General features: G+C 71.5%; 17 protein-coding genes. 14 read left to right on the top strand and 3 right to left on the bottom strand.

What is annotated here, in order from left to right; translation table 11 throughout:
* Positions 1-31 precede the first annotated feature (31 nt).
* From nuoE to recQ, 11 genes are all read left to right on the top strand, one after another.
* Positions 32-853, top strand: a complete 822-nt coding sequence (nuoE, locus tag ACIBW6_RS05970) for an NADH-quinone oxidoreductase subunit NuoE (protein ID WP_399057691.1) — start codon at positions 32-34, stop codon at positions 851-853.
* On the top strand, positions 853-2,220 hold the full coding sequence (gene nuoF, locus ACIBW6_RS05965; RefSeq protein WP_399057078.1) for an NADH-quinone oxidoreductase subunit NuoF: 1,368 nt from the start codon (positions 853-855) through the stop codon (positions 2,218-2,220). Before nuoE ends, nuoF begins: the two co-directional genes overlap by 1 nt.
* Positions 2,217-4,724 (top strand): NADH-quinone oxidoreductase subunit G, encoded by a 2,508-nt coding sequence (locus ACIBW6_RS05960; protein WP_399057076.1) that lies wholly within the window; start codon positions 2,217-2,219, stop codon positions 4,722-4,724. The genes nuoF and ACIBW6_RS05960 overlap by 4 nt, the downstream gene beginning before the upstream one ends.
* A gap of 11 nt (positions 4,725-4,735) precedes the next feature.
* Positions 4,736-6,109: an NADH-quinone oxidoreductase subunit NuoH gene (nuoH, locus tag ACIBW6_RS05955; protein WP_399057689.1), complete on the top strand. Its 1,374-nt coding sequence runs from the start codon at positions 4,736-4,738 to the stop codon at positions 6,107-6,109.
* Positions 6,102-6,737, top strand: a complete 636-nt coding sequence (gene nuoI / locus ACIBW6_RS05950; protein WP_399057074.1) for an NADH-quinone oxidoreductase subunit NuoI — start codon at positions 6,102-6,104, stop codon at positions 6,735-6,737. Before nuoH ends, nuoI begins: the two co-directional genes overlap by 8 nt.
* On the top strand, positions 6,737-7,585 hold the full coding sequence (locus ACIBW6_RS05945; protein ID WP_399057072.1) for an NADH-quinone oxidoreductase subunit J: 849 nt from the start codon (positions 6,737-6,739) through the stop codon (positions 7,583-7,585). The genes nuoI and ACIBW6_RS05945 overlap by 1 nt, the downstream gene beginning before the upstream one ends.
* Complete coding sequence (nuoK, locus tag ACIBW6_RS05940) at positions 7,582-7,881, top strand: NADH-quinone oxidoreductase subunit NuoK (RefSeq protein WP_361552021.1); 300 nt, start codon at positions 7,582-7,584, stop codon at positions 7,879-7,881. Before ACIBW6_RS05945 ends, nuoK begins: the two co-directional genes overlap by 4 nt.
* Positions 7,882-7,896: 15 nt before the next feature.
* Entirely contained in the window at positions 7,897-9,849 is a 1,953-nt protein-coding gene (gene nuoL / locus ACIBW6_RS05935) for an NADH-quinone oxidoreductase subunit L (protein WP_399057069.1), read from the top strand.
* A gap of 5 nt (positions 9,850-9,854) precedes the next feature.
* Positions 9,855-11,429, top strand: a complete 1,575-nt coding sequence (locus tag ACIBW6_RS05930; protein WP_399057067.1) for an NADH-quinone oxidoreductase subunit M — start codon at positions 9,855-9,857, stop codon at positions 11,427-11,429.
* Positions 11,426-13,075, top strand: a complete 1,650-nt coding sequence (gene nuoN, locus ACIBW6_RS05925; RefSeq protein WP_399057066.1) for an NADH-quinone oxidoreductase subunit NuoN — start codon at positions 11,426-11,428, stop codon at positions 13,073-13,075. Before ACIBW6_RS05930 ends, nuoN begins: the two co-directional genes overlap by 4 nt.
* Before the next feature lie 184 nt (positions 13,076-13,259).
* On the top strand, positions 13,260-15,368 hold the full coding sequence (gene recQ, locus ACIBW6_RS05920) for a DNA helicase RecQ (protein ID WP_399057063.1): 2,109 nt from the start codon (positions 13,260-13,262) through the stop codon (positions 15,366-15,368).
* A gap of 230 nt (positions 15,369-15,598) precedes the next feature.
* Here recQ and fahA read toward each other — a convergent pair whose 3' ends face one another.
* Positions 15,599-16,834 carry a fumarylacetoacetase gene (fahA, locus tag ACIBW6_RS05915; protein ID WP_399057061.1) on the bottom strand — a complete coding sequence of 412 codons (1,236 nt, stop codon included), beginning with the start codon at positions 16,832-16,834 and terminating at the stop codon, positions 15,599-15,601.
* Positions 16,835-17,018: 184 nt separating this feature from the next.
* Between fahA and ACIBW6_RS05910 the strand changes: the two genes are divergently transcribed.
* Complete coding sequence (locus tag ACIBW6_RS05910; protein WP_399057059.1) at positions 17,019-17,828, top strand: HAD family hydrolase; 810 nt, start codon at positions 17,019-17,021, stop codon at positions 17,826-17,828.
* A gap of 126 nt (positions 17,829-17,954) precedes the next feature.
* Here ACIBW6_RS05910 and ACIBW6_RS05905 read toward each other — a convergent pair whose 3' ends face one another.
* Positions 17,955-19,961 carry a CocE/NonD family hydrolase gene (locus ACIBW6_RS05905; protein ID WP_399057057.1) on the bottom strand — a complete coding sequence of 669 codons (2,007 nt, stop codon included), beginning with the start codon at positions 19,959-19,961 and terminating at the stop codon, positions 17,955-17,957.
* 27 nt (positions 19,962-19,988) lie between these two features.
* The gene (locus ACIBW6_RS05900) at positions 19,989-21,491 is read right to left on the bottom strand and encodes a peptide MFS transporter (protein ID WP_399057055.1); all 1,503 of its coding nucleotides are present in this window, start codon (positions 21,489-21,491) and stop codon (positions 19,989-19,991) included.
* A gap of 215 nt (positions 21,492-21,706) precedes the next feature.
* Here ACIBW6_RS05900 and ACIBW6_RS05895 point away from each other — a divergent pair, with 215 nt between their 5' ends.
* Positions 21,707-22,717, top strand: a complete 1,011-nt coding sequence (locus ACIBW6_RS05895; protein ID WP_399057053.1) for a polyprenyl synthetase family protein — start codon at positions 21,707-21,709, stop codon at positions 22,715-22,717.
* A 309-nt stretch (positions 22,718-23,026) separates the two neighbouring features.
* A complete protein-coding gene (locus tag ACIBW6_RS05890; RefSeq protein ID WP_399057050.1) occupies positions 23,027-24,223 on the top strand; it encodes an outer membrane lipoprotein carrier protein LolA in 1,197 nt (398 codons plus the stop codon).
* The last annotated feature ends 15 nt before the right edge of the window (positions 24,224-24,238 follow it).

Genomic DNA, 24,238 nt, shown 5'->3' with positions numbered 1-24,238 from the left:
GGAATCCTCGGGGCAGGGCGTCAGCCTGGGCATGCCCCGACTGCCCGCGCCCGCGTACCCGGACGACGTCCGAGCCCGCCTGGAGAGCGACGCGAAGGAGATCGTCGCCCGCTACCCCGGCTCCCGCTCGGCGCTGCTCCCGCTGCTCCACCTCGTCCAGTCGGAGGAGGGGCACGTCACCCGCACCGGCATGCAGTTCTGCGCGGACGTGCTCGGCCTGACCACCGCCGAGGTGACGGCCGTCGCCACCTTCTACTCCATGTACCGGCGGGCGCCCGGCGGCGACTACCAGGTCGGCGTCTGCACGAACACCCTGTGCGCCGTCATGGGCGGCGACGCCATCTTCGAGTCGCTCCAGGAGCACCTCGCCGTCGGCAACGGCGGCACCACCGACGACGGCAAGGTCACGCTCGAACACATCGAGTGCAACGCGGCCTGCGACTTCGCCCCCGTGGTGATGGTCAACTGGGAGTTCTTCGACAACCAGACCCCCGAGTCCGCCAAGCGCCTCGTCGACGACCTGCGTGCCGGAGCGGAGGTGTCCCCCACCCGGGGTGCCCCCCTGTGCACCTTCAAGGAGACCGCGCGCATCCTGGCCGGCTTCCCCGACGAGCGCCCGGGCGCCGTCGAGGCGAGCGGCAGCGCGGGGCCCGCGTCCCTGATCGGGCTGCGGCTCGCCAAGGGCGAGACGCAGCCCGCGCGCGTGGTCCACCCGCGCTCGGCCGCCGTCGAGGGCGACGCACCGCACGAGCCGTCACCCAGCGAGCATCTGAGCTCGCACGACGCGCCGCAGGACACATCGGCCTCCGACCCGTCCCACCCGGCGGGTCCCGCCGCCGAGGAGGGGGAGTGATGACCTTGGCAGCCGAGATCGACAACAACGACACCAGCCCGGAGAAGGTGCTCGCACCGGTCCTTTCCGCCTTCTGGGACGAGGACAAGTCCTGGTCCTTGGATGTGTACCGCCGGCACGACGGTTACGAGGGGCTGCGCAAGGCCCTCGCGATGGAGCCGGACGATCTGATCGCCTATGTGAAGGACGCGGGGCTCCGCGGGCGTGGTGGCGCCGGGTTCCCGACCGGGATGAAGTGGCAGTTCATCCCGCAGGGAGACGGCAAACCGCACTATCTAGTTGTCAACGCCGACGAATCGGAGCCGGGGACCTGCAAGGACATCCCGCTCCTGTTCGCCAATCCGCACAGCCTCATCGAGGGCATCGTGATCGCCTGTTACGCGATCCGTTCCGCGCACGCGTTCATCTACCTGCGCGGTGAAGTGGTCCCCGTCCTGCGGCGGTTGCACGAGGCCGTGCGCGAGGCCTACGCCGCGGGGTACCTCGGGCAGAACATCCTCGGGTCCGGTCTCGACCTTGAGCTCACCGTGCACGCCGGCGCGGGCGCGTACATCTGTGGTGAGGAGACCGCACTCCTGGACTCGCTCGAAGGCCGGCGTGGTCAGCCGCGACTGCGTCCCCCCTTCCCTGCCGTCGCGGGCCTGTACGCCTGCCCCACTGTGGTGAACAACGTCGAGTCCATCGCGTCGGTTCCCGCGATCCTGAACCGGGGCAAGGACTGGTTCCGCTCGATGGGCAGCGAGAAGTCGCCCGGCTTCACGCTCTACTCGCTCAGCGGCCACGTCGCCTCGCCCGGCCAGTACGAGGCCCCGCTCGGCATCACGCTGCGCCAGCTCCTCGACATGAGCGGCGGCATCCGCCCGGGCCACCGCCTCAAGTTCTGGACCCCGGGCGGCAGTTCCACGCCGATGTTCACCGAGGAGCACCTCGACGTGCCCCTCGACTACGAGGGCGTCGGCGCCGCGGGCTCGATGCTCGGCACCAAGGCGCTCCAGTGCTTCGACGAGACGACCTGCGTGGTGCGCGCGGTCACGCGGTGGACCGAGTTCTACGCCCATGAGTCCTGCGGCAAGTGCACGCCCTGCCGCGAAGGGACGTACTGGCTCGTGCAGTTGCTCCGCGACATCGAGGCCGGCAAGGGCACCCTGGCCGACCTCGACAAGCTGAACGACATCGCCGACAACATCAACGGCAAGTCGTTCTGCGCCCTCGGCGACGGCGCCGCCTCGCCGATCTTCTCCTCGCTCAAGTACTTCCGCGACGAGTACGAGCAGCACATCACGGGCAAGGGCTGCCCCTTCGATCCCGCCCGCTCGACGCTCTGGGCGGACGGCACCGACCAGCACCGCACGGAGGTGAACGCATGACCGTCACGACCAGCGCTCCCTCCGGGGGCGGCGAGGCGGCGGGGCCGTCGAAGGCCGTCGAAGAAACAGTCTCGCTGACGATCGACGGGATCGGGATCAGCGTGCCCAAGGGCACCCTGGTCATCCGGGCCGCCGAACTGCTCGGCATCGAGATCCCCCGGTTCTGCGACCATCCGCTCCTCGACCCGGCCGGCGCCTGCCGCCAGTGCATCGTGGAGGTGGAGGGCCAGCGCAAGCCGATGGCGTCCTGCACCATCACCTGCACCGACGGCATGGTGGTCAAGAGCCAGCTCACCTCACCCGTCGCCGAGAAGGCGCAGCACGGCGTGATGGAGCTGCTGCTCATCAACCACCCGCTGGACTGCCCGGTCTGCGACAAGGGCGGTGAGTGCCCGCTGCAGAACCAGGCGATGTCGCACGGCCAGTCCGAGTCGCGCTTCGAGGGCAAGAAGCGCACCTACGAGAAGCCGGTGCCGATCTCCCCGCAGGTGCTGCTCGACCGCGAGCGGTGCGTGCTGTGCGCGCGCTGCACCCGGTTCTCCAACCAGATCGCGGGCGACCCGATGATCGAGCTGATCGAGCGCGGCGCGCTCCAGCAGGTCGGCACGGGCGAGGGCGACCCCTTCGAGTCGTACTTCTCCGGGAACACCATCCAGATCTGCCCGGTCGGCGCGCTGACCTCGGCGGCGTACCGGTTCCGCTCCCGCCCCTTCGACCTGGTGTCGTCGCCGTCGGTGTGCGAGCACTGCGCCGGGGGCTGCGGGACCCGCACCGACCACCGGCGCGGCAAGGTCATGCGGCGCCTCGCGGCGAACGAGCCCGAGGTCAACGAGGAGTGGATCTGCGACAAGGGCAGGTTCGGCTTCCGGTACGCGCAGCGGCCGGACCGGCTGACGACGCCCCTGGTGCGGGACGCCGAGTCGGGGGCTTTGCGGCCCGCGTCCTGGCCGGAGGCGCTGGAGACCGCCGCCCGCGGGCTCGCGACGGCGCGCGGCCGTGCCGGGGTGCTCACCGGCGGCCGGCTGACCGTCGAGGACGCCTACGCGTACAGCAAGTTCGCGCGGGTCGCCCTCGCCACGAACGACATCGACTTCCGCGCGCGCGTGCACAGCAGCGAGGAGGCCGACTTCCTGGCCGCGCGCGTCGCGGGGCGCGGCCGTGATCTGGACGGCAGCGGCGTCACGTACACGAAGCTGGAGAAGGCGCCCGCGGTGCTCCTCGTCGGCTTCGAGTCGGAGGAGGAGGCGCCCGGCGTCTTCCTCAAGCTCCGCAAGGCCTGGCGCAATCACGGCCAGCGGGTCTTCTCGATCGCCACGCACGCGACGCGCGGCCTGGAGAAGGCGGGCGGCACGCTGCTGCCCGCCGCGCCCGGCACCGAGACCGAGTGGCTGGACGCGCTCGCCTCCGGCGCCGGCCTGGAGGAGGCGGGCGCGGCCGTCGCGCAGGCGCTGCGCGCCGAGGGCGCCGTGCTCGTCGTCGGCGAGCGGCTCGCGGCCGTCCCCGGCGGCCTCACCGCCGCGGTACGCGTCGCGTCGGCGACCGGCGCCCAGCTGGTGTGGATCCCGCGCCGGGCCGGTGAGCGCGGCGCCGTGGAGGCGGGCGCGCTGCCGTCGCTGCTGCCGGGCGGCCGTCCGGCGACCGACCCGCGCGCGCGGGACGAGGTCGCCGCCGCGTGGGGGGTGGCCGAACTGCCGCACCGCTACGGGCGCGACACCGGCCAGATCGTCGAGGCCGCCGCCACCGGCGAGCTGCGGGCCCTGCTCGTGGCGGGCGTCGAGATCGCCGACCTGCCCGACCCGGCACGCGCGCGTGAAGCGCTTCACGAGGCCGGTTTCCTGGTCTCCCTGGAGCTGCGGCCCAGCGAGGTCACCGAGCACGCGGACGTCGTGCTGCCGGTGGCCGCGGTCGCCGAGAAGGCGGGCACGTTCCTCAACTGGGAAGGCCGCGCGCGGCTGTTCGAGGCCGCGCTCAAGCCCGATCAGATGACGCGCCGCGTCGCGCCCACGGACGCGCGCGTGCTGCAGATGCTGGCCGACGCCATGGACGTCCACCTGGGGCTGCCGGACCTGCGCGCCGCGCGCGGCGAGCTGGACCGCCTGGGCAGCTGGGACGGGCCGCACGCGAGCGAGCCGCTGGAGACCGGCGGGCAGCCGCCGCGGCCGGCCGTCGGCGAGGCCGTCCTCGCCGGGCACCGGCTCCTGCTCGACCAGGGCCGTCTCCAGGACGGCGACGAGGCGCTCGCCGGTACGCGGCACGCCGCCCGCGCGCGCGTGTCCGCCGCCACCGCCGCCGAGCTGGGGGTGGCGGACGGCGCCGTGCTGGCCGTCACCGGTCCCGCGGGCGCGGTCGCACTGCCCCTGGAGGTGACGCGGATGCCGGACCGGGTGGTGTGGCTGCCGCTGAACTCCACGGGCGGCGGCGTCGCTTCGGACACCGGCGCCGTCCCCGGCGACCTGGTGAAGATCGGCCCGGCGCCCGCCGCGGCCCCGGAGGTGCAGTCATGAGCCCCACGGCACTGAGCCCGCTGGCGAGCGAGGACCTGTCGATGTTCGGCACCGACCCGTGGTGGCTGGTCGTCGTCAAGGCGGTGTTCTGCTTCGCCTTCCTGATGGTGACCGTGCTCTTCTCCATCGTGTGGGAGCGCAAGGTCGTCGCCTGGATGCAGCTGCGCATCGGGCCCAACCGGCACGGCCCCTGGGGCATGCTCCAGTCGCTCGCCGACGGCATCAAGCTGATGCTCAAGGAAGACCTGATCGTCAAGCGCGCGGACAAGGTCGTCTACATCCTCGCGCCGATCGTCGCCGCGATCCCCGCCTTCATGGCGATCGCCGTCATCCCCTTCGGCCCGGCCGGCAACGAGGTCTCGATCTTCGGCCACCGGACGGCGATGCAGCTCACGGACCTGCCGATCGCGATGCTCTACATCCTCGCGGTCGCCTCCGTGGGCATCTACGGCATCGTCCTCGCCGGCTGGTCCTCCGGCTCCACCTACCCGCTCCTCGGCGGGCTGCGCTCCTGCGCGCAGATGATCTCCTACGAGATCGCGATGGGCGCCGCGTTCGCCTCGGTGTTCCTGTACTCGGGTTCGATGTCGACCTCGGAGATCGTCGCCCAGCAGCACGACCGCTGGTACATCGTGCTGCTGCCGGTCTCGTTCCTGATCTACATCGTGACGATGGTCGGGGAGACCAACCGCGCCCCGTTCGACATGCCGGAGTCCGAGGGCGACCTGGTCGGCGGGTTCAACACCGAGTACTCGTCCATCAAGTTCGCGATGTTCATGCTCGCCGAGTACGTGAACATGGTGACGGTCTCGGCGGTGTCCGTGACGCTCTTCCTGGGCGGCTGGCGCGCACCGTGGCCGGTCTCCACGTTCTGGGAGGGCGCCAACCACGGCTGGTGGCCGCTGCTCTGGTTCGTCGTCAAGGTCCAGCTGCTGCTGTTCTTCTTCATCTGGCTGCGCGGCACGCTCCCGCGGGTCCGCTACGACCAGCTGATGAAGCTCGGCTGGAAGGTGCTGATCCCGGTCTCCGTGGTGTGGCTGATGCTCGTCGCGACGGTGCGGACCCTGCACAACGAGAACTACGACTTCGCCGACATCGCCCTCTACATCGGCGGCGCGATCCTCGTGATCCTGCTGCTCTCGTTCGTCGTGGACATCTTCCGCGACCGGGGGCACAAGCGGCGCGCCGAGGCCGAGGAGCCCGCCGCCTTCGACCCGATGGCGGGCGGCTTCCCGGTGCCTCCGCTGCCCGGCCAGACCCTGCCCCCGGTGCCGCGCCGACGCTCCCGCCACGAGCGGGAGTTGGTTGTCAGTGGTGGCCCCGATACTCCGAGTGACGAATCACTTGGCGGATCTCGTGACGGAAAGGAGGCGTCCGATGGCTGACGAGAAAGACACCAACCCGGGGTTCCAGAACCCCGTCGCCGGATTCGGCGTGACCTTCAAGGCCATGTTCAAGAAGCGGCTGACCGAGCAGTACCCGGAGCAGGAGAAGGTCACCGCTCCCCGCTTCCACGGCAGGCACCAGCTCAACCGCCATCCGGACGGCCTGGAGAAGTGCGTCGGCTGCGAGCTGTGCGCGTGGGCCTGCCCGGCGGACGCCATCTACGTGGAGGGCGCGGACAACACCGAGGAGGAGCGCTACTCCCCGGGCGAGCGCTACGGCCGCGTCTACCAGATCAACTACGCCCGCTGCATCCTGTGCGGGTTGTGCATCGAGGCGTGCCCCACCCGGGCGCTCACGATGACGAACGAGTTCGAGCTGGCCGACAGCAGCCGGGCCAACCTGATCTACACCAAGGAGCAGCTGCTCGCCGGGCTCGACGAGGGCATGGTCGACTCGCCGCACTCGATCTTCCCCGGCATGGACGAGCAGGACTACTACCGGGGCCTGGTCACCGAGGCCGCGCCCGGCACCGAGCGCCAGGTGGCGCTCAGCAAGGGGGAGACGCCCCAGGAGGCCGCCTCGACCTTCGGTGACGGCGAGCCCGCGTCCGAGCAGGTGATCCACTGATGTCGCAGCTCGCCGCCGCGGCGACGCTCGCCTCCGGCACCTCCACGGGCGAGGCCGTCCAGTTCTGGGTCCTCGGCACGGTCGCCGTCATCGGCGCCCTGTGCACGATCCTGATGCGCAAGGCCGTGCACAGCGCGCTCTGCCTGGCCGGGACCATGATCATCCTCGCGGTGTTCTACCTGGCCAACGGCGCGTACTTCCTGGGCATCGTGCAGATCGTCGTCTACACCGGCGCGATCATGATGCTCTTCCTCTTCGTGGTCATGCTCGTCGGCGTCACCGCCGCGGACTCCCTGAAGGAGACCATCAAGGGGCAGCGCTGGCTGGCCGCCCTGTGCGGTCTCGGCTTCGGTGTCCTGCTGGTCGCGGGCGTCGCGAACGCGTCGCTTTCGCAGTTCAACGGCCTCGGCAAGGCGAACGCGAACGGGAACGTGGAGGGCCTCGCCGCCCTCATCTTCACCAAGTACGTCTTCGCCTTCGAGATCACCGGCGCCCTGCTCATCACGGCCGCGGTCGGCGCGATGGTGCTCACGCACCGCGAGCGCACCGAGCGGGCCAAGACCCAGCGCGAGCTGGCCGAGCAGCGCGTCCGCGAGGGCAAGCACCTGCCGCCGCTGCCCGCCCCCGGCGTCTACGCCCGGCACAACGCGGTGGACATCGCCGGCCTGCTGCCCGACGGCACGCCCTCGGAGCTGACGGTGATGGGGACGCTGCGCGAGCGCGGCCAGATCCGGGACGTGTCCGCCGCGGCGCTGAGCGATCTCAAGGCCCTGGAGCAGCGGTCCGCCGAGCGGCTGGAGCGCACGGACCGCGACAGCGCCGCGCAGGCCGAGGAGGCGTCCAAGTGAATCCCGTCAACTACCTCTATCTCGCCTGCCTGTTGTTCACGATCGGTGCCACCGGCGTGCTCATCAGGCGGAACGCGATCGTGGTGTTCATGTGCGTCGAGCTGATGCTGAACGCGTGCAACCTCGCCTTCGTCGCGTTCTCCCGGATGCACGGCAACCTCGACGGCCAGATCATCGCGTTCTTCACGATGGTCGTCGCCGCCGCGGAGGTCGTGGTCGGGCTCGCGATCATCGTGTCGCTGTTCCGTTCCCGCCACTCGGCCTCGGTCGACGACGCCAGCCTGATGAAGCTGTAAGGGGCCGCGAACCACATGAATGCAGAGAACTTGATTGCGCTGCTGGTAGCGGCGCCCCTGCTGGGAGCCGCCGTCCTGTTGTGCGGCGGGCGGGCGCTGGACCGGGTGGGCCATCTGCTCGGCACGCTGCTCGCGGCCGCCTCCTTCGTGATCGCCGTCGTCCTGTTCACGGACATGCTCGGCAAGGACGCGGAGGAGCGCACGCTCACCCAGCACCTGTTCAGCTGGATCCCGGTCGAGGGCTTCCAGGCGGACGTCGCCTTCCAGCTGGACCAGCTGTCGATGACGTTCGTGCTGCTGATCTCCGGGGTCGGCACGCTGATCCACCTGTACTCGATCGGCTACATGGAGCACGACGAGCGGCGCCGCCGCTTCTTCGGCTACCTGAACCTGTTCGTCGCGGCGATGCTCCTGCTGGTCATCGCCGACAACTACCTGCTGCTGTACGTCGGCTGGGAGGGCGTGGGCCTCGCCTCGTACCTGCTCATCGGCTTCTGGCAGCACAAGCCGAGCGCGGCCACGGCCGCGAAGAAGGCGTTCCTGGTCAACCGGGTCGGCGACATGGGCCTGTCGATCGCGATCATGCTGATGTTCACCACGTTCGGCACGTTCGCCTTCAAGCCCGTGCTCGACAGCGTCGGTGACACGGGCGAGGGCAAGCTGACCGCGATCGGGCTGATGCTGCTGCTCGCCGCGTGCGGCAAGTCGGCGCAGGTCCCGCTCCAGTCCTGGCTCGGCGACGCGATGGAGGGCCCGACCCCGGTCTCCGCCCTCATCCACGCCGCGACCATGGTGACCGCCGGCGTCTACCTGATCGTCCGCTCCGGGGCGCTCTTCGACGCGGCGCCCCACGCGCAGCTCGTCGTCACCGTCGTCGGCGCGGTCACGCTGCTGTTCGGTGCGATCGTCGGTTGCGCGAAGGACGACATCAAGAAGGCCCTGGCGGGCTCGACGATGTCGCAGATCGGCTACATGGTGCTCGCCGCGGGCCTCGGCCCCATCGGCTACGTCTTCGCGATCATGCACCTGGTGACGCACGGCTTCTTCAAGGCCGGGCTCTTCCTCGGGGCCGGTTCGGTCATGCACGGCATGAACGACGAGGTCGACATGCGCAGGTACGGCGGCCTCCGCAAGTACATGCCGGTCACCTTCGTGACGTTCGGACTCGGGTACCTCGCGATCATCGGCTTCCCCGGCCTGTCCGGCTTCTTCTCCAAGGACAAGATCATCGAGGCGGCGTTCGCCAAGGGCGGCACGGAGGGCTGGATCCTCGGCTCCGTCGCGCTGCTCGGCGCCGCGATCACCGCGTTCTACATGACCCGCGTGATGATCATGACCTTCTTCGGCGAGGAGCGCTGGAAGAACCGCGCGACCGCCTCGCCGGAGCAGCCCAGCGCGGAACCCGCCGCCGAGACGCGCGGCGCCCACGACGAGCCGCACCCGCACGAGTCGCCGTCGTCCATGACGATCCCGATGATCGTGCTGGCCGTCGGCTCGGTCTTCGCCGGTGGCTTCTTCTCGATCGGCGACCGCTTCCTGCACTGGCTGGAGCCGGTCACCGGGCACAGCCACGGGCACGCGCCCGTCAGCGCGGGCGTGGTCACCGGCGCCACCATGGTCTGCCTGGTCGTCGGGGTCGGCCTGGCCTGGCTCCAGTACGGGCGCAAGGCGGTCCCCGCGGTCGCCCCGCGCGGTTCGCTGCTCACCCGCGCGGCCCGCCGCGACCTCCTCCAGGACGACTTCAACCACGTCGTCCTGGTCCGCGGCGGCGAGCACCTCACCCGCTCGCTGGTCTACGTCGACCACACCCTGGTCGACGGGGTGGTCAACGGGACGGCGGCGTCGGTGGGCGGCCTCTCCGGCCGGCTGCGCAAGCTCCAGAACGGCTACGTGCGCTCGTACGCCGTCTCGATGTTCGGCGGTGCGGCACTCATCGTCGCCGTGACCCTGCTGATGAGGGCGGTCTGATACCGATGTCCTTTCCTCTGCTGACAGCGACGGCGGTGCTCCCGGCCGTGGGGGCCATCGCCACGGCCGCCGTGCCGGCGAAACAACGCACCGCGGCCAAATGGCTCGCCCTCCTGGTCTCGGTCGGGACGCTGGTGCTCGCGGCGCTGGTCGCGATCCGCTTCGACCCGGACGGCGGCCGCTACCAACTCACCGAATCGCACGCGTGGATCGCCGACTTCGGTGTCCGCTACGAAGTGGGCGTGGACGGCATCGGGGTCGCGCTCGTCGCGCTGACCGCGCTGCTGATGCCGTTCATCATCCTCGCCGGCTGGCACGACGCGGATCCGCAGGAGACCGGGAACAGCAGGTGGCGGCCGACGCAGGGCTTCTTCGCCCTGATCCTGCTGGTCGAGGCGATGGTGATCATCTCCTTCGAGGCCACCGACGTCTTCGTCTTCTACATCTTCTTCGAAGCCATGCTCATCCCGATGTACTTCCTCATCGGCGGCTTCGGGGACCGGGCCCACGCGGGCACCGAGGAGAACGCGGCGGCGCAGCGCTCGTACGCGGCCGTGAAGTTCCTCCTCTACAACCTCGTCGGCGGTCTCATCATGCTGGCCGCCGTGATCGGCCTCTACGTGGTGGCGGGGAACTTCTCGCTCCAGGAGATCGCCGAGGCCCGGGCCAACGGTTCGCTCTCCATGGCGACCAGCACCGAGCGCTGGCTCTTCCTCGGGTTCTTCTTCGCCTTCGCGGTGAAGGCCCCGCTGTGGCCGCTGCACACCTGGCTGCCGAACGCGATGGGGGAGGCCACCGCCCCGGTCGCCGTGCTGATCACCGCGGTGGTCGACAAGGTCGGCACGTTCGCGATGCTCCGCTTCTGCCTCCAGCTCTTCCCGGAGGCCAGCAAGTGGGCGACGCCGGTCATCCTGGTGCTCGCCCTGATCAGCATCGTCTACGGCGCACTGCTCGCCGTCGGCCAGCGCGACATCAAGCGCCTGGTGGCGTACGCGTCGATCTCGCACTTCGGCTTCATCATCATGGGCATCTTCGCGATGACCAGCCAGGGCCAGTCCGGCGCGACGCTCTACATGGTCAACCACGGCATCTCGACGGCCGCGCTGATGCTCGTCGCCGGCTTCCTGATCTCGCGGCGCGGCTCGCGGCTCATCGCGGACTACGGGGGCGTGCAGAAGGTCGCCCCGGTGCTCGCCGGCACGTTCCTGATCGGCGGTCTCGCCACGCTGTCGCTGCCGGGGCTCGCCCCGTTCGTGAGCGAGTTCCTGGTCCTGGTCGGCACGTTCGCGCGCTACCCGGTGATCGGCATCATCGCCACCGTCGGCATCGTGCTCGCCGCGCTCTACACGCTGGTCCTCTACCAGCGCACCATGACCGGCCCGGTGAAGCCCTCGACCGAGGGGATCGCCGATCTGCGGGTGCGTGAGCTGGCGGTCGTGGTGCCGCTGATCGCCGTGCTGATCTTCCTGGGTGTGTACCCGAAGCCGCTCACCGAGCTGGTGAACCCGGCCGTCAAGCACACCATGTCCGACGTCCAGAAGAAGGACCCGAAGCCGGAAGTGGAGGCGGCCCACAAGTGAGCGCTTCAGCCGTCCACAGCCTGTGGACAACCGCCGCCGACCCGATCTCCAAGATCGACGCGCCGAAGATCGAGTACGGGCAATTGTCCCCGACCTTGATCGTCATCGGTGCCGCCGTCCTGGGGGTCCTGGTCGAGGCCTTCGTGCCCCGCAAGTCCCGCTACTACGTACAGGTGTTCCTCTCCGTCGTCGCGCTCGCCGCCGCCTTCGCCGCGGTCGTCGGGCTCGCGGCCGGCGGGTACGGCACCACGAAGGCGCACATCGCCGCCATGGGCGCGATCGCCGTCGACGGCCCGGCCCTCTTCCTGCAAGGCACCATCCTGCTGGCGGGCCTCGTCGCGATCTTCACGTTCGCCGAGCGCAGGCTCGACCCGGAGGCGCACGGCAACCGCGTCGACTCGTTCGCCGCGCAGGCCGCGTCCGTGCCCGGCAGCGACAGCGAGAAGGCCGCCGTCAAGGCCGGGTTCACCACCACCGAGGTGTTCCCGCTCGCGCTCTTCGCGATCGGCGGCATGCTGGTCTTCCCCGCGGCGAACGACCTGCTGACGCTCTTCGTCGCCCTGGAGGTCTTCTCCCTCCCGCTGTACCTGCTGTGCGCTGTGGCCCGCCGCAAGCGGCTCATGTCGCAGGAGGCCGCGGTCAAGTACTTCCTGCTGGGCGCGTTCGCCTCGGCGTTCACCCTGTTCGGCATCGCGCTCCTGTACGGCTACGCGGGCTCGGTCTCGTACGCCACCATCGCGAGCGTCGCCGACGGCACGGTGCAGAACGTCGACCCGGCGCTCGCCGACACCATGGGTAACGACGCGCTGCTGCTCATCGGCATGGCCCTCGTCGTCATGGGCCTGCTCTTCAAGGTCGGCGCCGTCCCCTTCCACATGTGGACCCCGGACGTCTACCAGGGCGCCCCGACACCGGTCACCGGCTTCATGGCGGCCGCCACCAAGGTCGCCGCGTTCGGCGCGCTCCTGCGGCTGCTCTACGTCGTCCTGCCCGGCCTGCGCTGGGACTGGCGGCCGGTCATGTGGGCCGTAGCCATCGTCACGATGCTCGCGGGCGCGGTCGTCGCCATCACGCAGACCGACATCAAGCGGCTCCTCGCCTACTCGTCGATCGCGCACGCCGGATTCATCCTGGCGGGTGTCATCGCGACCAGCCCGGACGGCGTCTCCTCGGTCCTCTTCTACCTGGGCGCCTACTCCTTCGTCACCATCGGCGCCTTCGCCGTGGTGACGCTGGTGCGCGACGCGGGCGGCGAGGCGACGCACCTGTCGAAGTGGGCGGGGCTCGGGCGGCGCTCGCCGCTGGTGGCGGCGGTCTTCGCGATCTTCCTGCTCGCCTTCGCGGGCATCCCGCTGACCTCCGGGTTCGCGGGGAAGTTCGCGGTCTTCAAGGCGGCGGCCGAGGGGGGTGCGGGCGCGCTCGTCGTGGTCGGTGTCATCTCGTCGGCGATCGCCGCGTTCTTCTACATCCGCGTGATCGTCCTCATGTTCTTCAGCGAGCCGAAGGCGGACGGTCCGACCGTCGCCGTGCCGTCGCCGCTGACCATGACGACGATCGCGGTCGGTGTCGCGGTCACGGTCGTGCTCGGCGTCGCGCCGCAGTACTTCCTGGACCTCGCGAGCCAGGCGGGCGTCTTCGTCCGCTGAGCGGCCGACGACGGCCGGCCGCCGTCCGCGTGGAGCCCGGTCCCCGGGGTGGGGCCGGGCTTTTCGCTGCCCGCGCGCCCCCAGCCTGTGGATAACTTCGTGGGCTGTCGGTGCGGACCCCTATCGTTGCGGGAGACGTCGGGCCACGACGCGTGGGGGACAGGCGAGGAATGGGACTGAGGGTATGAGCGAGGTGACGGAGCGCGAGGGCGTCGGGCGCGCCGACGGCAGCGGTGGCGTCGAGGACGCCGGCGGCGCCGGCGGTGGTGCCGGCGGCCCCGGGGGCGCCGGTGGCGTCCGCAGCGCGGCGCTGGACACGCTGCACCGCGTCTTCGGGTACGACGCCTTCCGCGGCGAGCAGGAAGCGGTCATCGACCAGGTGGTGAGCGGCGGGGACGCCGTCGTCCTCATGCCGACCGGCGGCGGCAAGTCGCTCTGCTACCAGATCCCGGCCCTCGTCAGGCCCGGCACCGGGGTCGTCGTCTCGCCGCTGATCGCCCTGATGCAGGACCAGGTGGACGCGTTGCGGGCGCTCGGTGTGCGCGCGGGGTTCATGAACTCGACGCAGGACTTCGACGAGCGGCGCGTCGTCGAGGCCGAGTTCCTCGCGGGCGAGCTGGACCTGCTGTACCTGGCGCCCGAGCGGCTGCGGCTCGACACCACGCTCCAGCTGCTCTCCCGCGGCCGGATCTCCGTCTTCGCCATCGACGAGGCGCACTGCGTCGCCCAGTGGGGCCACGACTTCCGCCCCGACTACCTGGCCCTCGAGGTGCTCGGGCAGCGCTGGCCGGACGTCCCGCGGATCGCCCTGACCGCGACGGCGACGCACGCCACGCACCAGGAGATCACCCAGCGGCTCGGCATGCCGGACGCCAAGCACTTCGTCGCCAGCTTCGACCGGCCCAACATCCAGTACCGGATCGTCGGCAAGGCCGACCCGAAGAAGCAGCTGCTCGCCTTCCTCCAGCAGGAGCACGAGGGCGACGCGGGCATCGTGTACTGCCTGTCGCGCAAGTCGGTCGAGGCGACCGCCGAGTTCCTGTGCCGGAACGGGATCACGGCGGTGCCTTACCACGCCGGTCTCGACGCGGGGACGCGCGCGGCGCACCAGTCCCGCTTCCTGCGCGAGGAGGGCCTGGTGGTCTGCGCGACCATCGCGTTCGGCATGGGCATCGACAAGCCGGACGTCCGCTTCGTCGCCCACCTGGACCTGCCGAAGTCCGTGGAGGGGTACTACCAGGAGACGGGCCGCGCGGGCCGCGACGGGCTGCCGTCGACGGCCTGGATGGCGTACGGCCTCCAGGACGTCGTCCAGCAGCGGAAGATGATCAACATGGGGGAGGGCGGCGAGGCGTTCCGCCGCCGCGCCTCGGCCCACCTCGACTCGATGCTGGCGCTGTGCGAGACGGCGCAGTGCCGGCGCGCCCAGCTCCTGACGTACTTCGGCCAGGAGGCGCCCGGCGCCTGCGGGAACTGCGACACGTGCCTGACCCCGCCGGAGACCTGGGACGGCACGGTCGCCGCGCAGAAGATCCTCTCCACGGTGGTGCGGTTGCAGCGGGAGCGGGGGCAGAAGTTCGGCGCGGGCCAGATCATCGACATCCTGCGGGGCAAGCGCACGGCCAAGGTGATCCAGTTCGACCACGACCAGCTCTCCGTCTTCGGCATCGGTGAGGAGCTCGCCGAGGACGAGTGGCGGGGCGTGGTGCGGCAGTTGCTCGCGCAGTCCCTCATCGCGGTCGAGGGCGAGTACGGGACGCTGGTGCTGACCGAGGAGAGCGGGAGCGTGCTCGGGCAGCAGCGGGAGGTGCGGCTGCGCAAGGAGGCGCCGAAGGCGGTGACGCGGGCCGCCGCGCGGGAGCGGCGGGCCAAGTCGCCCGCGGCCGACCTGCCGGCGGAGTTGATGCCCGTCTTCGAGGCGCTGCGGTCCTGGCGCGGCGCGCAGGCGAAGGAGAACGGGGTCCCGGCGTACGTCATCTTCCACGACGCGACGCTCAAGGAGATCGCCACGCAACGGCCCACGTCGCTGGCGCAGTTGGGCACGATCGGCGGGGTCGGCGAGAAGAAGCTGGCGACGTGGGGGGAGGGCGTGCTTCTCGCGCTGGCCGCGCTGGACGAGGGCGGGGCTGAGCCCGGGTCCGGCTCCCGGTCCGGCCCCGATGTGCCGGGGCAGGGCCGGGGCCAGGCACCGGCCCGGGCCAAGGTCCCGGGTCGGGCCCCGGCCGCCGAGGCGGAGCCGGACTTCGGGCCCGAGCCGGATTTTGGGCCGGAGCCGGAGGACATCGACTGGTGACATGGCCTCCGGCGGTTGGGGCGGTTGGGGCGGTTGGGGCCGGTGGGGAGTTGGGGTGCCGTAGCGCCGTTGCCGGTCGTTGAGGGGTTTGGCGGGTGCCGCGCCGTCGTGGTTGCTCGCGCCGTTCCCCGCGCCCCTGGCGGGGCGCTGGTTCGTTGGCGGGTGCGGCGCCGTCGTGGTTGCTCGCGCCGTTCCCCGCGCCCCTTTCGGGGCGCCGTTCCTCGTGCCCCTTATGGGGCGGGGGTGATGCGGCCCCTTACCTCGCCGAGGGCCACGCGGGTGCCTTGGGGGCCCGGGGCCCAGGCCGTGAGGGTGATCACGTCGCCGTCCTCCAGGAAGCCCCGCTTGCCGTCGGGGAGTTCGAGAGGGTGCTGCCCGTTCCAGGTCATCTCGATGAGTGAGCCGCGCTCGTTCTCCTCGGTGCCGCTGACGGTGCCGGAGCCGTAGAGGTCGCCGGTGCGCAGGGAGGCGCCGTTGACCGTCATGTGGGCCAGCATCTGCGCGCCGGTCCAGTACATGCCGGCGAAGGGGGGCTCGGAGACGACGTGGCCGTTGAGGGTGACCGTGATGCGCAGGTCGTAGCCGGCGGGGTCGAGGCCCGGGTCGCTGTCGTCCAGGTAGGGCAGGAGCGGGACGGTGCGTTCCGGGGCGGGCACGCGGGCCGCGTCCAGGGCGTCGAGCGGCGTCACCCAGGCGGAGACCGACGTGGCGAAGGACTTGCCGAGGTGCGGGCCGAGCGGGACGGTCTCCCAGGACTGGATGTCGCGCGCCGACCAGTCGTTGAGGAGGCAGAGCCCGAAGACGTGGTCCCGGTAGGAGGAGAGCGGCACGGCGGTGCCCTGCGCGGAGGGCGTCCCGACCACGTAGCCGACCTCCGTCTCGATGTCGAGGCGGACCGAGGGGCCGAAGACGGGGGCCGGATCACCGGGGCCCTTGCGCTGGCCGCGGGGGCGCACGACGTCGGTCCCGGAGACGACGACGGTGCCGGACCGGCCGTGGTAACCCACCGGCAGGTGCTTCCAGTTGGGCTTCAGGGGCTCCTCGTCGGGGCGGAAGAGGCGGCCCAGGTTCGACGCGTGGTTCTCGGAGGCGTAGAAGTCGACGTAGTCCGCGACCGTGAAGGGCAGGTGCAGCGTGACCGCGGAGAGCGGGCGCAGCAGCGGCAGGACGGTCTCGCGGTGGGCGGGCACCGTCACCCACGCGGTCAGCGCGCGGCGCACGTCGGACCAGGCGGTGCGGCCCGCCGCCAGCAGCGGGTCGAGGCTGGGCCGCGCCAGGAGCGAGACGTAGGGGGAGCCGAGGGCCGCGGCTGCCGCGCCCGCGTCGAGGACGTGGTCGCCGAGGCGGACACCGACCCGGCGTTCGCCGTCGGCCCCCTCGGAGAAGACGCCGTAGGGGAGGTTGTGCGGGCCGAAGGGGTCGCCCTCGGGGAGGTCGAGCGGGGTGTGCTCGGACGTGCCAGCCATGCCTACCTGCCTCACTGTTCATCGATTGGCGCTCACGTTACGGGGCGCACGCGGGTTCGGGCAGTGCCCCGCAGCGGGCCCGGGCCGCGCGGCACCCGGCCCCTTGGCGCCCCTTTACCACACCCGTGCCACAAGGCCGGTAGTCGTGGGCCCAGGCGGGCGATCGGTCCGTATTCTTCGGATCATGCCCGCACCCGCATATGCCCTCATCGCCACCGACCTGGACGGAACGCTGCTGCGCGACGACGACACCGTCTCCGACCGCACCCGGGCCGCGCTCGCGACCGCCGTCGGGGCGGGGGCCCGGCACATCGTGGTGACGGGCCGGCCCGCGCCCCGGGTCAGGCCGCTCCTCGGCGGCCTCGGCCCCGGCGGGGGAGGGCTCGCCGTCTGCGCGCAGGGGGCGCAGTTGTACGACGCGGCGCGGGACCGGCTGGTGTGGTCGCTCACCCTCGACCGGGAGCTGGCCGAGCAGGCGCTCGGGAAGATCGAGGCGGAGGTCGGGCAGGTGCACGCGGCCGTCGACCAGGACGGCGTCGACGGCCTCACGCTCATCGAGCCGCAGTATCTGATGCCGCACCCCACGCTCCCCGCCGTGCGGGTGCACCGCCGCGCCGACCTGTGGGCGGCCCCCATCAGCAAGGTGCTGCTGCGCCACGACACCCTGGGCGACGACGAACTGGCGGCCGTGGCCCGCGCGGCGGTCGGTCCGCTCGCCTCCGTCACCATGTCGGGCCCCGGCACCGTCGAACTCCAGCCGCACGGCGTGACGAAGGCGACCGGGCTGAGCCTGGCCGCCCAGCGCCTGGCCGCGGGCCCGGAGTCCACGCTCGCCTTCGGTGACATGCCGAACGACGTCCCGATGTTCGGCTGGGCGGCGCGCGGCGTCGCCATGGCCAACGCCCACCCCGACCTCAAGGCGGTGGCCGACGAGGTGACCTCGACGAACGAGGAGGACGGGGTGGCGGAGGTACTGGAACGGGTCTTCGGCTAGGAACCCGAGCGGCCCGGCGCGACCCGGCCGCGCGCGAGCGCCCCGGCTCACCCGGACTCCGAACGCGGCCCAGCCGTGCGCGAGCCCCCGTCTCACCCGGCCCGGCCCCGTCCGACCGTCCCGCTCTCACCCCGCCGTACGCGGAATGCGCTCCTCCCACGTCCGGTGGAACACCACCTCGTCCCCGTCCCGGCACACCACCTCACTCGACGTGACGAAATCGGTCGCCGTGCAGGTGATCTCGGAGCGGGTCTGCACCTGCGCGTCCCAGCCGAGTTCGGGCCGGTGCAGCCGGATCGTCCAGTCGGAGCGGGTGCGCGCGGAGAGCGGGTCGTCCTCCTGGATCACGTACGTCTCCACGGCGTCCTCGGTGAACTCCAGGCCGTCCGGGTAGACGCGCGTGCCGCCGTAGCGGGGGTCGACCTCCAGGCGCCACTCGCCCTTGGCCACGTCGCGCACGACGAGCCGCTCGGGCCGCGGCTCGTCCAGCGAGGCCGGGTACACGACCCCGAGCGGCTCGGACTGCTCGGGCGCGGCGAAGGAGACCGCGGGGCCCAGGTCGCCGGAGCGCACCGGCAGCCGCAGCGCGCTGCCCGCCGGGTTCAGGGTGAACCCGGCCTCCGAGCCGGGCTGCGGCCAGATCCAGGGCCAGTACGCCGAGGAGACGGCGAGCCGGATGCGGTGGCCGGCGGGGAAGGTGTGGCCGATGCCGTTGAGCTGGAAGGTGACGTCCTCGGTGGTGCCGGGCAGCCAGGGCACGGACGCCGCCCGGCCGTGGCGCGAGCCGAGGTTGAGGACGCCGCGGGTGACCAGCGTGGAGGAGCCGTCCGGCGCGATGTCGCACAGCCGCGCCACGACCTGGCCGCGCGGCACCTGGCAGGTGAGCCGCAGGGTGACCTCGGGGCGGCCGAGGACCCGTACGTCCTCGGGCACCTCGAACTCGAAGCAGGCCGATTTCGCGTCCTCGTCCCGCTGGTCGGGCGGCAGGTCCGCGTCGTTGCCGAACGGGAAGAAGCGGCCCGCGTCCAGGCCCGTGCGCTGCGGGGAGCGGACCAGGACAGGGCTGCCCTGGAGCGCGTAGGAGACGGGGGTGACGTTCGGGGACGGCCAGGACGGCTCGCCGACCCAGCGGCCCGGCAACTCCTCGTAGACCGTGGCCGGGGGGTGCGCGTCGCTGATCCACGAGCGGAGCGTGGGCTCGGCCATCACGTCGGTGGGGTCGTCGCCCTTGAGCCAGTGGTCCCACCAGCGCAGCGTCTCCTGGAGGAAGCCGATCGCCGGGCCCGGCGGCAGGCCGCGGTCCGGGTACTGGTGCGACCAGGGACCGATGATGCCGCGCACCTGCGTGTCGGGGAGCGCCTCGACGAGGCGGAGCACGGTGTCGCGGTACGGGTCGTGCCAGCCGCCCACCGCGAGGACGGCCGCCTTGATCGCGGAGTAGTCCTCGCAGACGCTGCCGTGGCGCCAGTAGGCGTCGCGGGTCTGGTGGCCAAGCCAGGTGTGGATGAACGGTTCGACGCCCTCCAGCCGGTCGGTCCACATGGTCCGCCAGCGGTCGCCGACGAACTGCGGGTCAGGCGGGCGCGAGACGAACGCGAGCATGGTCGCCGCCCACGCGTGCATGTCCACCGCGAGGACGGAACCTCCCATGTAGTGCACGTCGTTGTCGTAGCGGTCGTCCGCGGAGCAGACCGTGACGATCGCCTTGAGCGGCTCGGGGGCGAGGGCCGCGATCTGCAGGGAGTTGAAGCCGCCCCAGGAGATGCCGAACATGCCGACCTTCCCGTTCGACCAGGGCTGCCCCGCCAGCCAGTGGACGACCTCGACGCCGTCCCCGAGCTCCCGCTCGTCGTACTCGTCGCCCGGCATGCCCTCGGAGTTGCCGTGGCCGCGCACGTCGACGCGGACGGAGGCGTAGCCGTGCCCCGCGTACCAGGGGTGGCGCTGCCAGTCGCGGGGCGCCGTCCAGTCGGAGAGCCGGTAGGGGAGGTATTCGAGGAGGACCGGGACCGGTTCGTCGGTGACGGGGCGCCAGATGCGCGCGAAGAGCGTCGTGCCGTCGGAGAGGGGTACGCGGATGTCCTCGCGGGTGGTCCCGTAGGGGAATGTCGTCCGGATCTTCGGAGTGCTCATGGGAGAACCTCGATGGCGTCGGTGGCTTCAGTGAACGGGGTGCATGGTGCGGCGCAGCCACGGCGCCAGGGCGATGACGGCGGCTCCGACGGCGACGGCGACGGCGCCGTTGACGCCGAAGTAGGCGGGGTCGGAGACCTTGCCGTAGAGCTTCACGGTCTGGGCCTGGATGCCGTTCGCGAGGGCGAGCGAGAGGAACCAGAGCGACATGGTCTGGCTGGCGAAGGCCCGCGGGGCGAGCTTCGTCGTCGCGGACATGCCGGACGTCTCCACGAGGATGTCGCCGAGGCCGAGCAGCAGGTAGGAGCCGACGATCCACCAGACGGCCATCGTGTACGTGTCGTCGCTGTGGCCGGACGTCGGCAGGACCATGAGCAGGAACGACAGACCGCCCAGGATCACACCGAAGGCGATCTTGTTCGAGGCGTGCGGCTGGCGGGTGCCCATCCGGGCCCAGACGGCGGCGACGACGGGGGCCAGGGCGACCTCGAAGGCGCCGAGCGCGGAGGCGTACCAGCCGGCCGGGAAGTCGAAGCCGAAGATGGTCGTCTCGGCGTTCGACGAGGCCAGCAGGATCATCGTCGAGTACGCCTGGAAGAGGATGAAGTTGAAGGCGACCGAGGCGACGAACAGCACCAGGTAGGGGCGCAGCCGACCGCGCTCCTCGGCGCTGACGCGCGGGCTGCGGAACATGACGGTGAAGTAGACGACCGGCGCGATCACCGAGATGACCGTGAGGCAGTCGACGAACCGGTCCATGGTGAGCCAGCCGGCCAGCGAGAGCAGGACCGCGACCGCGGCCACCACGACGGCGCCGGCGGCGATCATCCGCAGCGCGCGGCGCATCCCCTCGGGCGCCAGCGCGTACTCGGCGGCGTGCTTGCGCCCGGCCAGGTGGCGCCGCCCGGCGACGTACTGGATCAGGCCGAGGGTCATGCCGACGGCGGCGGCCGAGAAGCCCCAGTGCCAGCCCTTGTGGTCGCCGAGCCAGCCGGTGATCAGCGGGCCGGCGAAGGCACCGATGTTGATGCCCATGTAGTACAGCGCGAAGCCAGCGTCGCGGCGCTCGTCGTCGGTGCGGTAGAGCTTGCCGACCATGGAGGCCACGTTCGGCTTGAGCAGGCCGGTGCCGGCGCTGATCAGGCCGAGGCCGATCCAGGTCATCGTCGCGGTGGGCACGGCCATCGAGTAGTGGCCGCAGGCGATGAGGACGCCGCCCCACAGCACGGCGCGGTACGAGCCGAGGATGCGGTCGGCGAGCCAGCCGCCGCCGACGGAGACCAGGTAGACGAGGGTGCCGTACGCCGCCGAGACCGAGGCGGCGGTGCCGGGCGCCATGCCCATGCCGCCGTGTGCGACGGTGTCGGCGAAGAACAGCACGAGAATCGCCTGCATGCCGAGGAACGAGAAGCGTTCCCAGACCTCCAGGCCCGACAGCACGAGCAGGCCGCGCGGCTGCCCGAAGAAGGCGGTGTCGTCGCCCGGCGGGGGCTCGGCCGCGGGGCCGGTGGGGACAGTGGTGCGGGACAAAGTGCGTACTCCCGGTCGTATGGGCTGATCAAGAACATACCGGGGGTGTCCGCGGGCCGCCTGGTCCGGCTTGTCCGGGCAGGCGCCCCCGGTGATCGAAACGGGACCGGATACGCTGACTTGAGTGATGGCAGCGACACATCGACAAACCGTGTCATCGACCGAATGATCGACCGAGTTCGCCATGTGATCGTCAGCAGACAGGAGAACCTCTCGTGACCGTCGTCGGGACTTTCGGTCTTAGCGTGCGGGACCAGGCCCTCGAAGCCGATGTCCAGGCAGGCCTGACGGCCGTCGAGGAGGGGCTGCTCGAAGCGACCAAGAGCGAGGTCCCCTTCATCACGGAGGCCGCCCAGCACCTGGTGCGGGCCGGCGGCAAGCGGTTTAGGCCGCTGCTGGTGACGCTCGCCGCCCAGTTCGGCGACCCGTACGCGCCGGGCATCGTGCCCTCCGCCGTCGTCGTGGAGCTGACCCACCTCGCGACGCTCTACCACGACGACGTGATGGACGAGGCCGACGTGCGGCGCGGCGTGCCCAGCGCCAACCAGCGGTGGGACAACTCCGTCGCCGTCCTGACCGGGGACTTCCTCTTCGCCCGCGCCTCGCACATCCTCGCCGACCTCGGCCCGGACGCGGTCCGCATCCAGGCCGAGGCGTTCGAACGCCTGGTCACCGGCCAGATCCTGGAGACCGCGGGCCCGGCCGACGGCCGCGACCCGGTCGACCACTACCTGGACGTGCTCAGCGGCAAGACGGGCTCCCTGATCGCGGTGGCCTGCCGCTTCGGCGCCATGATGTCCGGCGCCGACGAGACGGTCGTCGACGTGCTGACCCAGTACGGCGAGCGGCTCGGCGTCGCCTTCCAGCTCGCCGACGACGTGCTCGACATCGCCTCGGACTCGCACGAGTCCGGCAAGACCCCCGGCACCGACCTGCGCGAGGGCATCCCCACGCTGCCGGTGCTGCGGCTGCGCGAGCGCGCCCGCCTGCTCGGACTGCCCGAGGACCAGGCGCTGGTGGAGCTGCTCGACTCCGACCTCGCCGACGACGCCCGGCTGGCCGAGGCGATCGCCCGGCTGCGCGCCCACCCGGCCCTGGAGCAGGCCCGCCGCGACACCGTGCGGTACGCGCAGGAGGCCCGCGCGGCGCTCGCCCCGCTGCCGGAGTGCGAGGCGAAGGCGGCGCTGGTGGAGCTCTGCGACGCGGTGGTCCACCGGGCGGGCTGAACCGCCCCGACGCCGAGGTGAGCGGCGCCGTCCCCCAGTACGGGCCCTAGGGGTCGGGGGCGGCGCCGCTCCGTCATGTCATCCCGTAGGTGTACGCGGAGTTGATCCCGCGGTCTGACGTATCGGGGTGGCCGGTTTGGTCAGATTGTGTACACCACTCCTGACCAATCCGGGTGACAATGGCGGCTGGGAGTGGACGAGCGCGCGGAGCGTCCGGCAGGCAGACGACGTGTGCACAGGACCGTAGGCCGCCGCCTACGTGTGCACAGGACCGTAGGCCGCCGCCGAACACGGAGGTAGGGCAACAGCATGGCACCGTACGAATCCGAAGACAGCCAGGGCGCGGGGCGCCGCAAGCTGGCCCGGTACGCGGTCCCCGTGGCCGTGGTCGGGGTGGCCGCGGCGACGATCGGTCTCGTCCCGGCGCTCGCCGACTCGGGCGACCCGGATCTGCCGAAGATCACCGCCAGGGAACTGATCGAGAAGATCGCCGCGTCGGACACCGAGCAGCTGTCCGGCACCGTGAAGATCCACACGGATCTGGGCCTGCCGTCGCTGGGCGGCGCGACCCCCGGCCTCGGCGGCCGGGACAAGGGCTCCTCCTCCGCGGACCCGCGGGAGAAGCTGACCGAACTGGCCACCGGCACGCACACGCTGCGGGTAGCGGCGGACGGCGAGGAGCGGCAGAAGCTGTCGGTCCTGGACGACGCGTCCGAGTACAGCGTGATCCACGACGGCGCGGACGTATGGGCGTACGACAGCGCGTCCGACGAGGCCTACCACGCCCGCGAGGGCGCCCGCGGAGCCGGCGACCGGGCGGAGAAGGGCCCCTCCGGGGTCCCGGCCACGCCGAAGCAGCTGACGGACGAGGTCCTGAAGGCGTCCGGTGCCACCACCTCGGTCACGGTCGACGGCACGGCGCAGATCGCCGGACGCGACGCGTACCGGCTGCGGATCGCGCCCAAGCAGTCCGGTTCGACGGTCGGCGCGGTCACGGTCGCCGTGGACGCGAAGACCGGTACGCCGCTGAAGTTCACGCTGACCCCGGCGAGCGGCGGGGCGGCGGTGGTCGACGCCGGCTTCACCAAGGTCGACTTCGCCAGGCCCGCCGCGTCCACCTTCGACTTCGAGCCGTCGAAGGGCACCAAGGTCACCGAGGCCGACGAGCTGCCCGCGCAGGACCGGGGCAAGGCCGGGCGGGCACCGCAGGACGCCGCGCGACTGGACGGCCTGAAGGTGCTCGGCAAGGGCTGGACCTCGGTCGCCGAGCTGAAGCTGCCCGGCGACTCGGGTATCGGCGCCCTGGCCTCCGGCTCCGCGCCGGGCGGCATGCCGGCCGACGCGCAGACGTTCCTCGACTCCCTGGGCGACAAGGTGACGGGGACGTTCGGGTCCGGCACGGTGTACTCGACCCGCCTGGTGAACGTGCTGATCACCGAGGACGGGAAGGTCTACGCGGGCGCGGTGACCAAGGAGGCACTGGTGAAGGCGGCCGACGCGCGCTGAGGTACGGCCGCGAGC

Source organism: Streptomyces sp. NPDC049813 (genome assembly GCF_044465085.1).
Lineage (GTDB): Bacteria > Actinomycetota > Actinomycetes > Streptomycetales > Streptomycetaceae > Streptomyces.
Note: the sequence above shows the minus strand (reverse complement) of the source record. Positions and strands in the feature narration are given on the sequence as shown.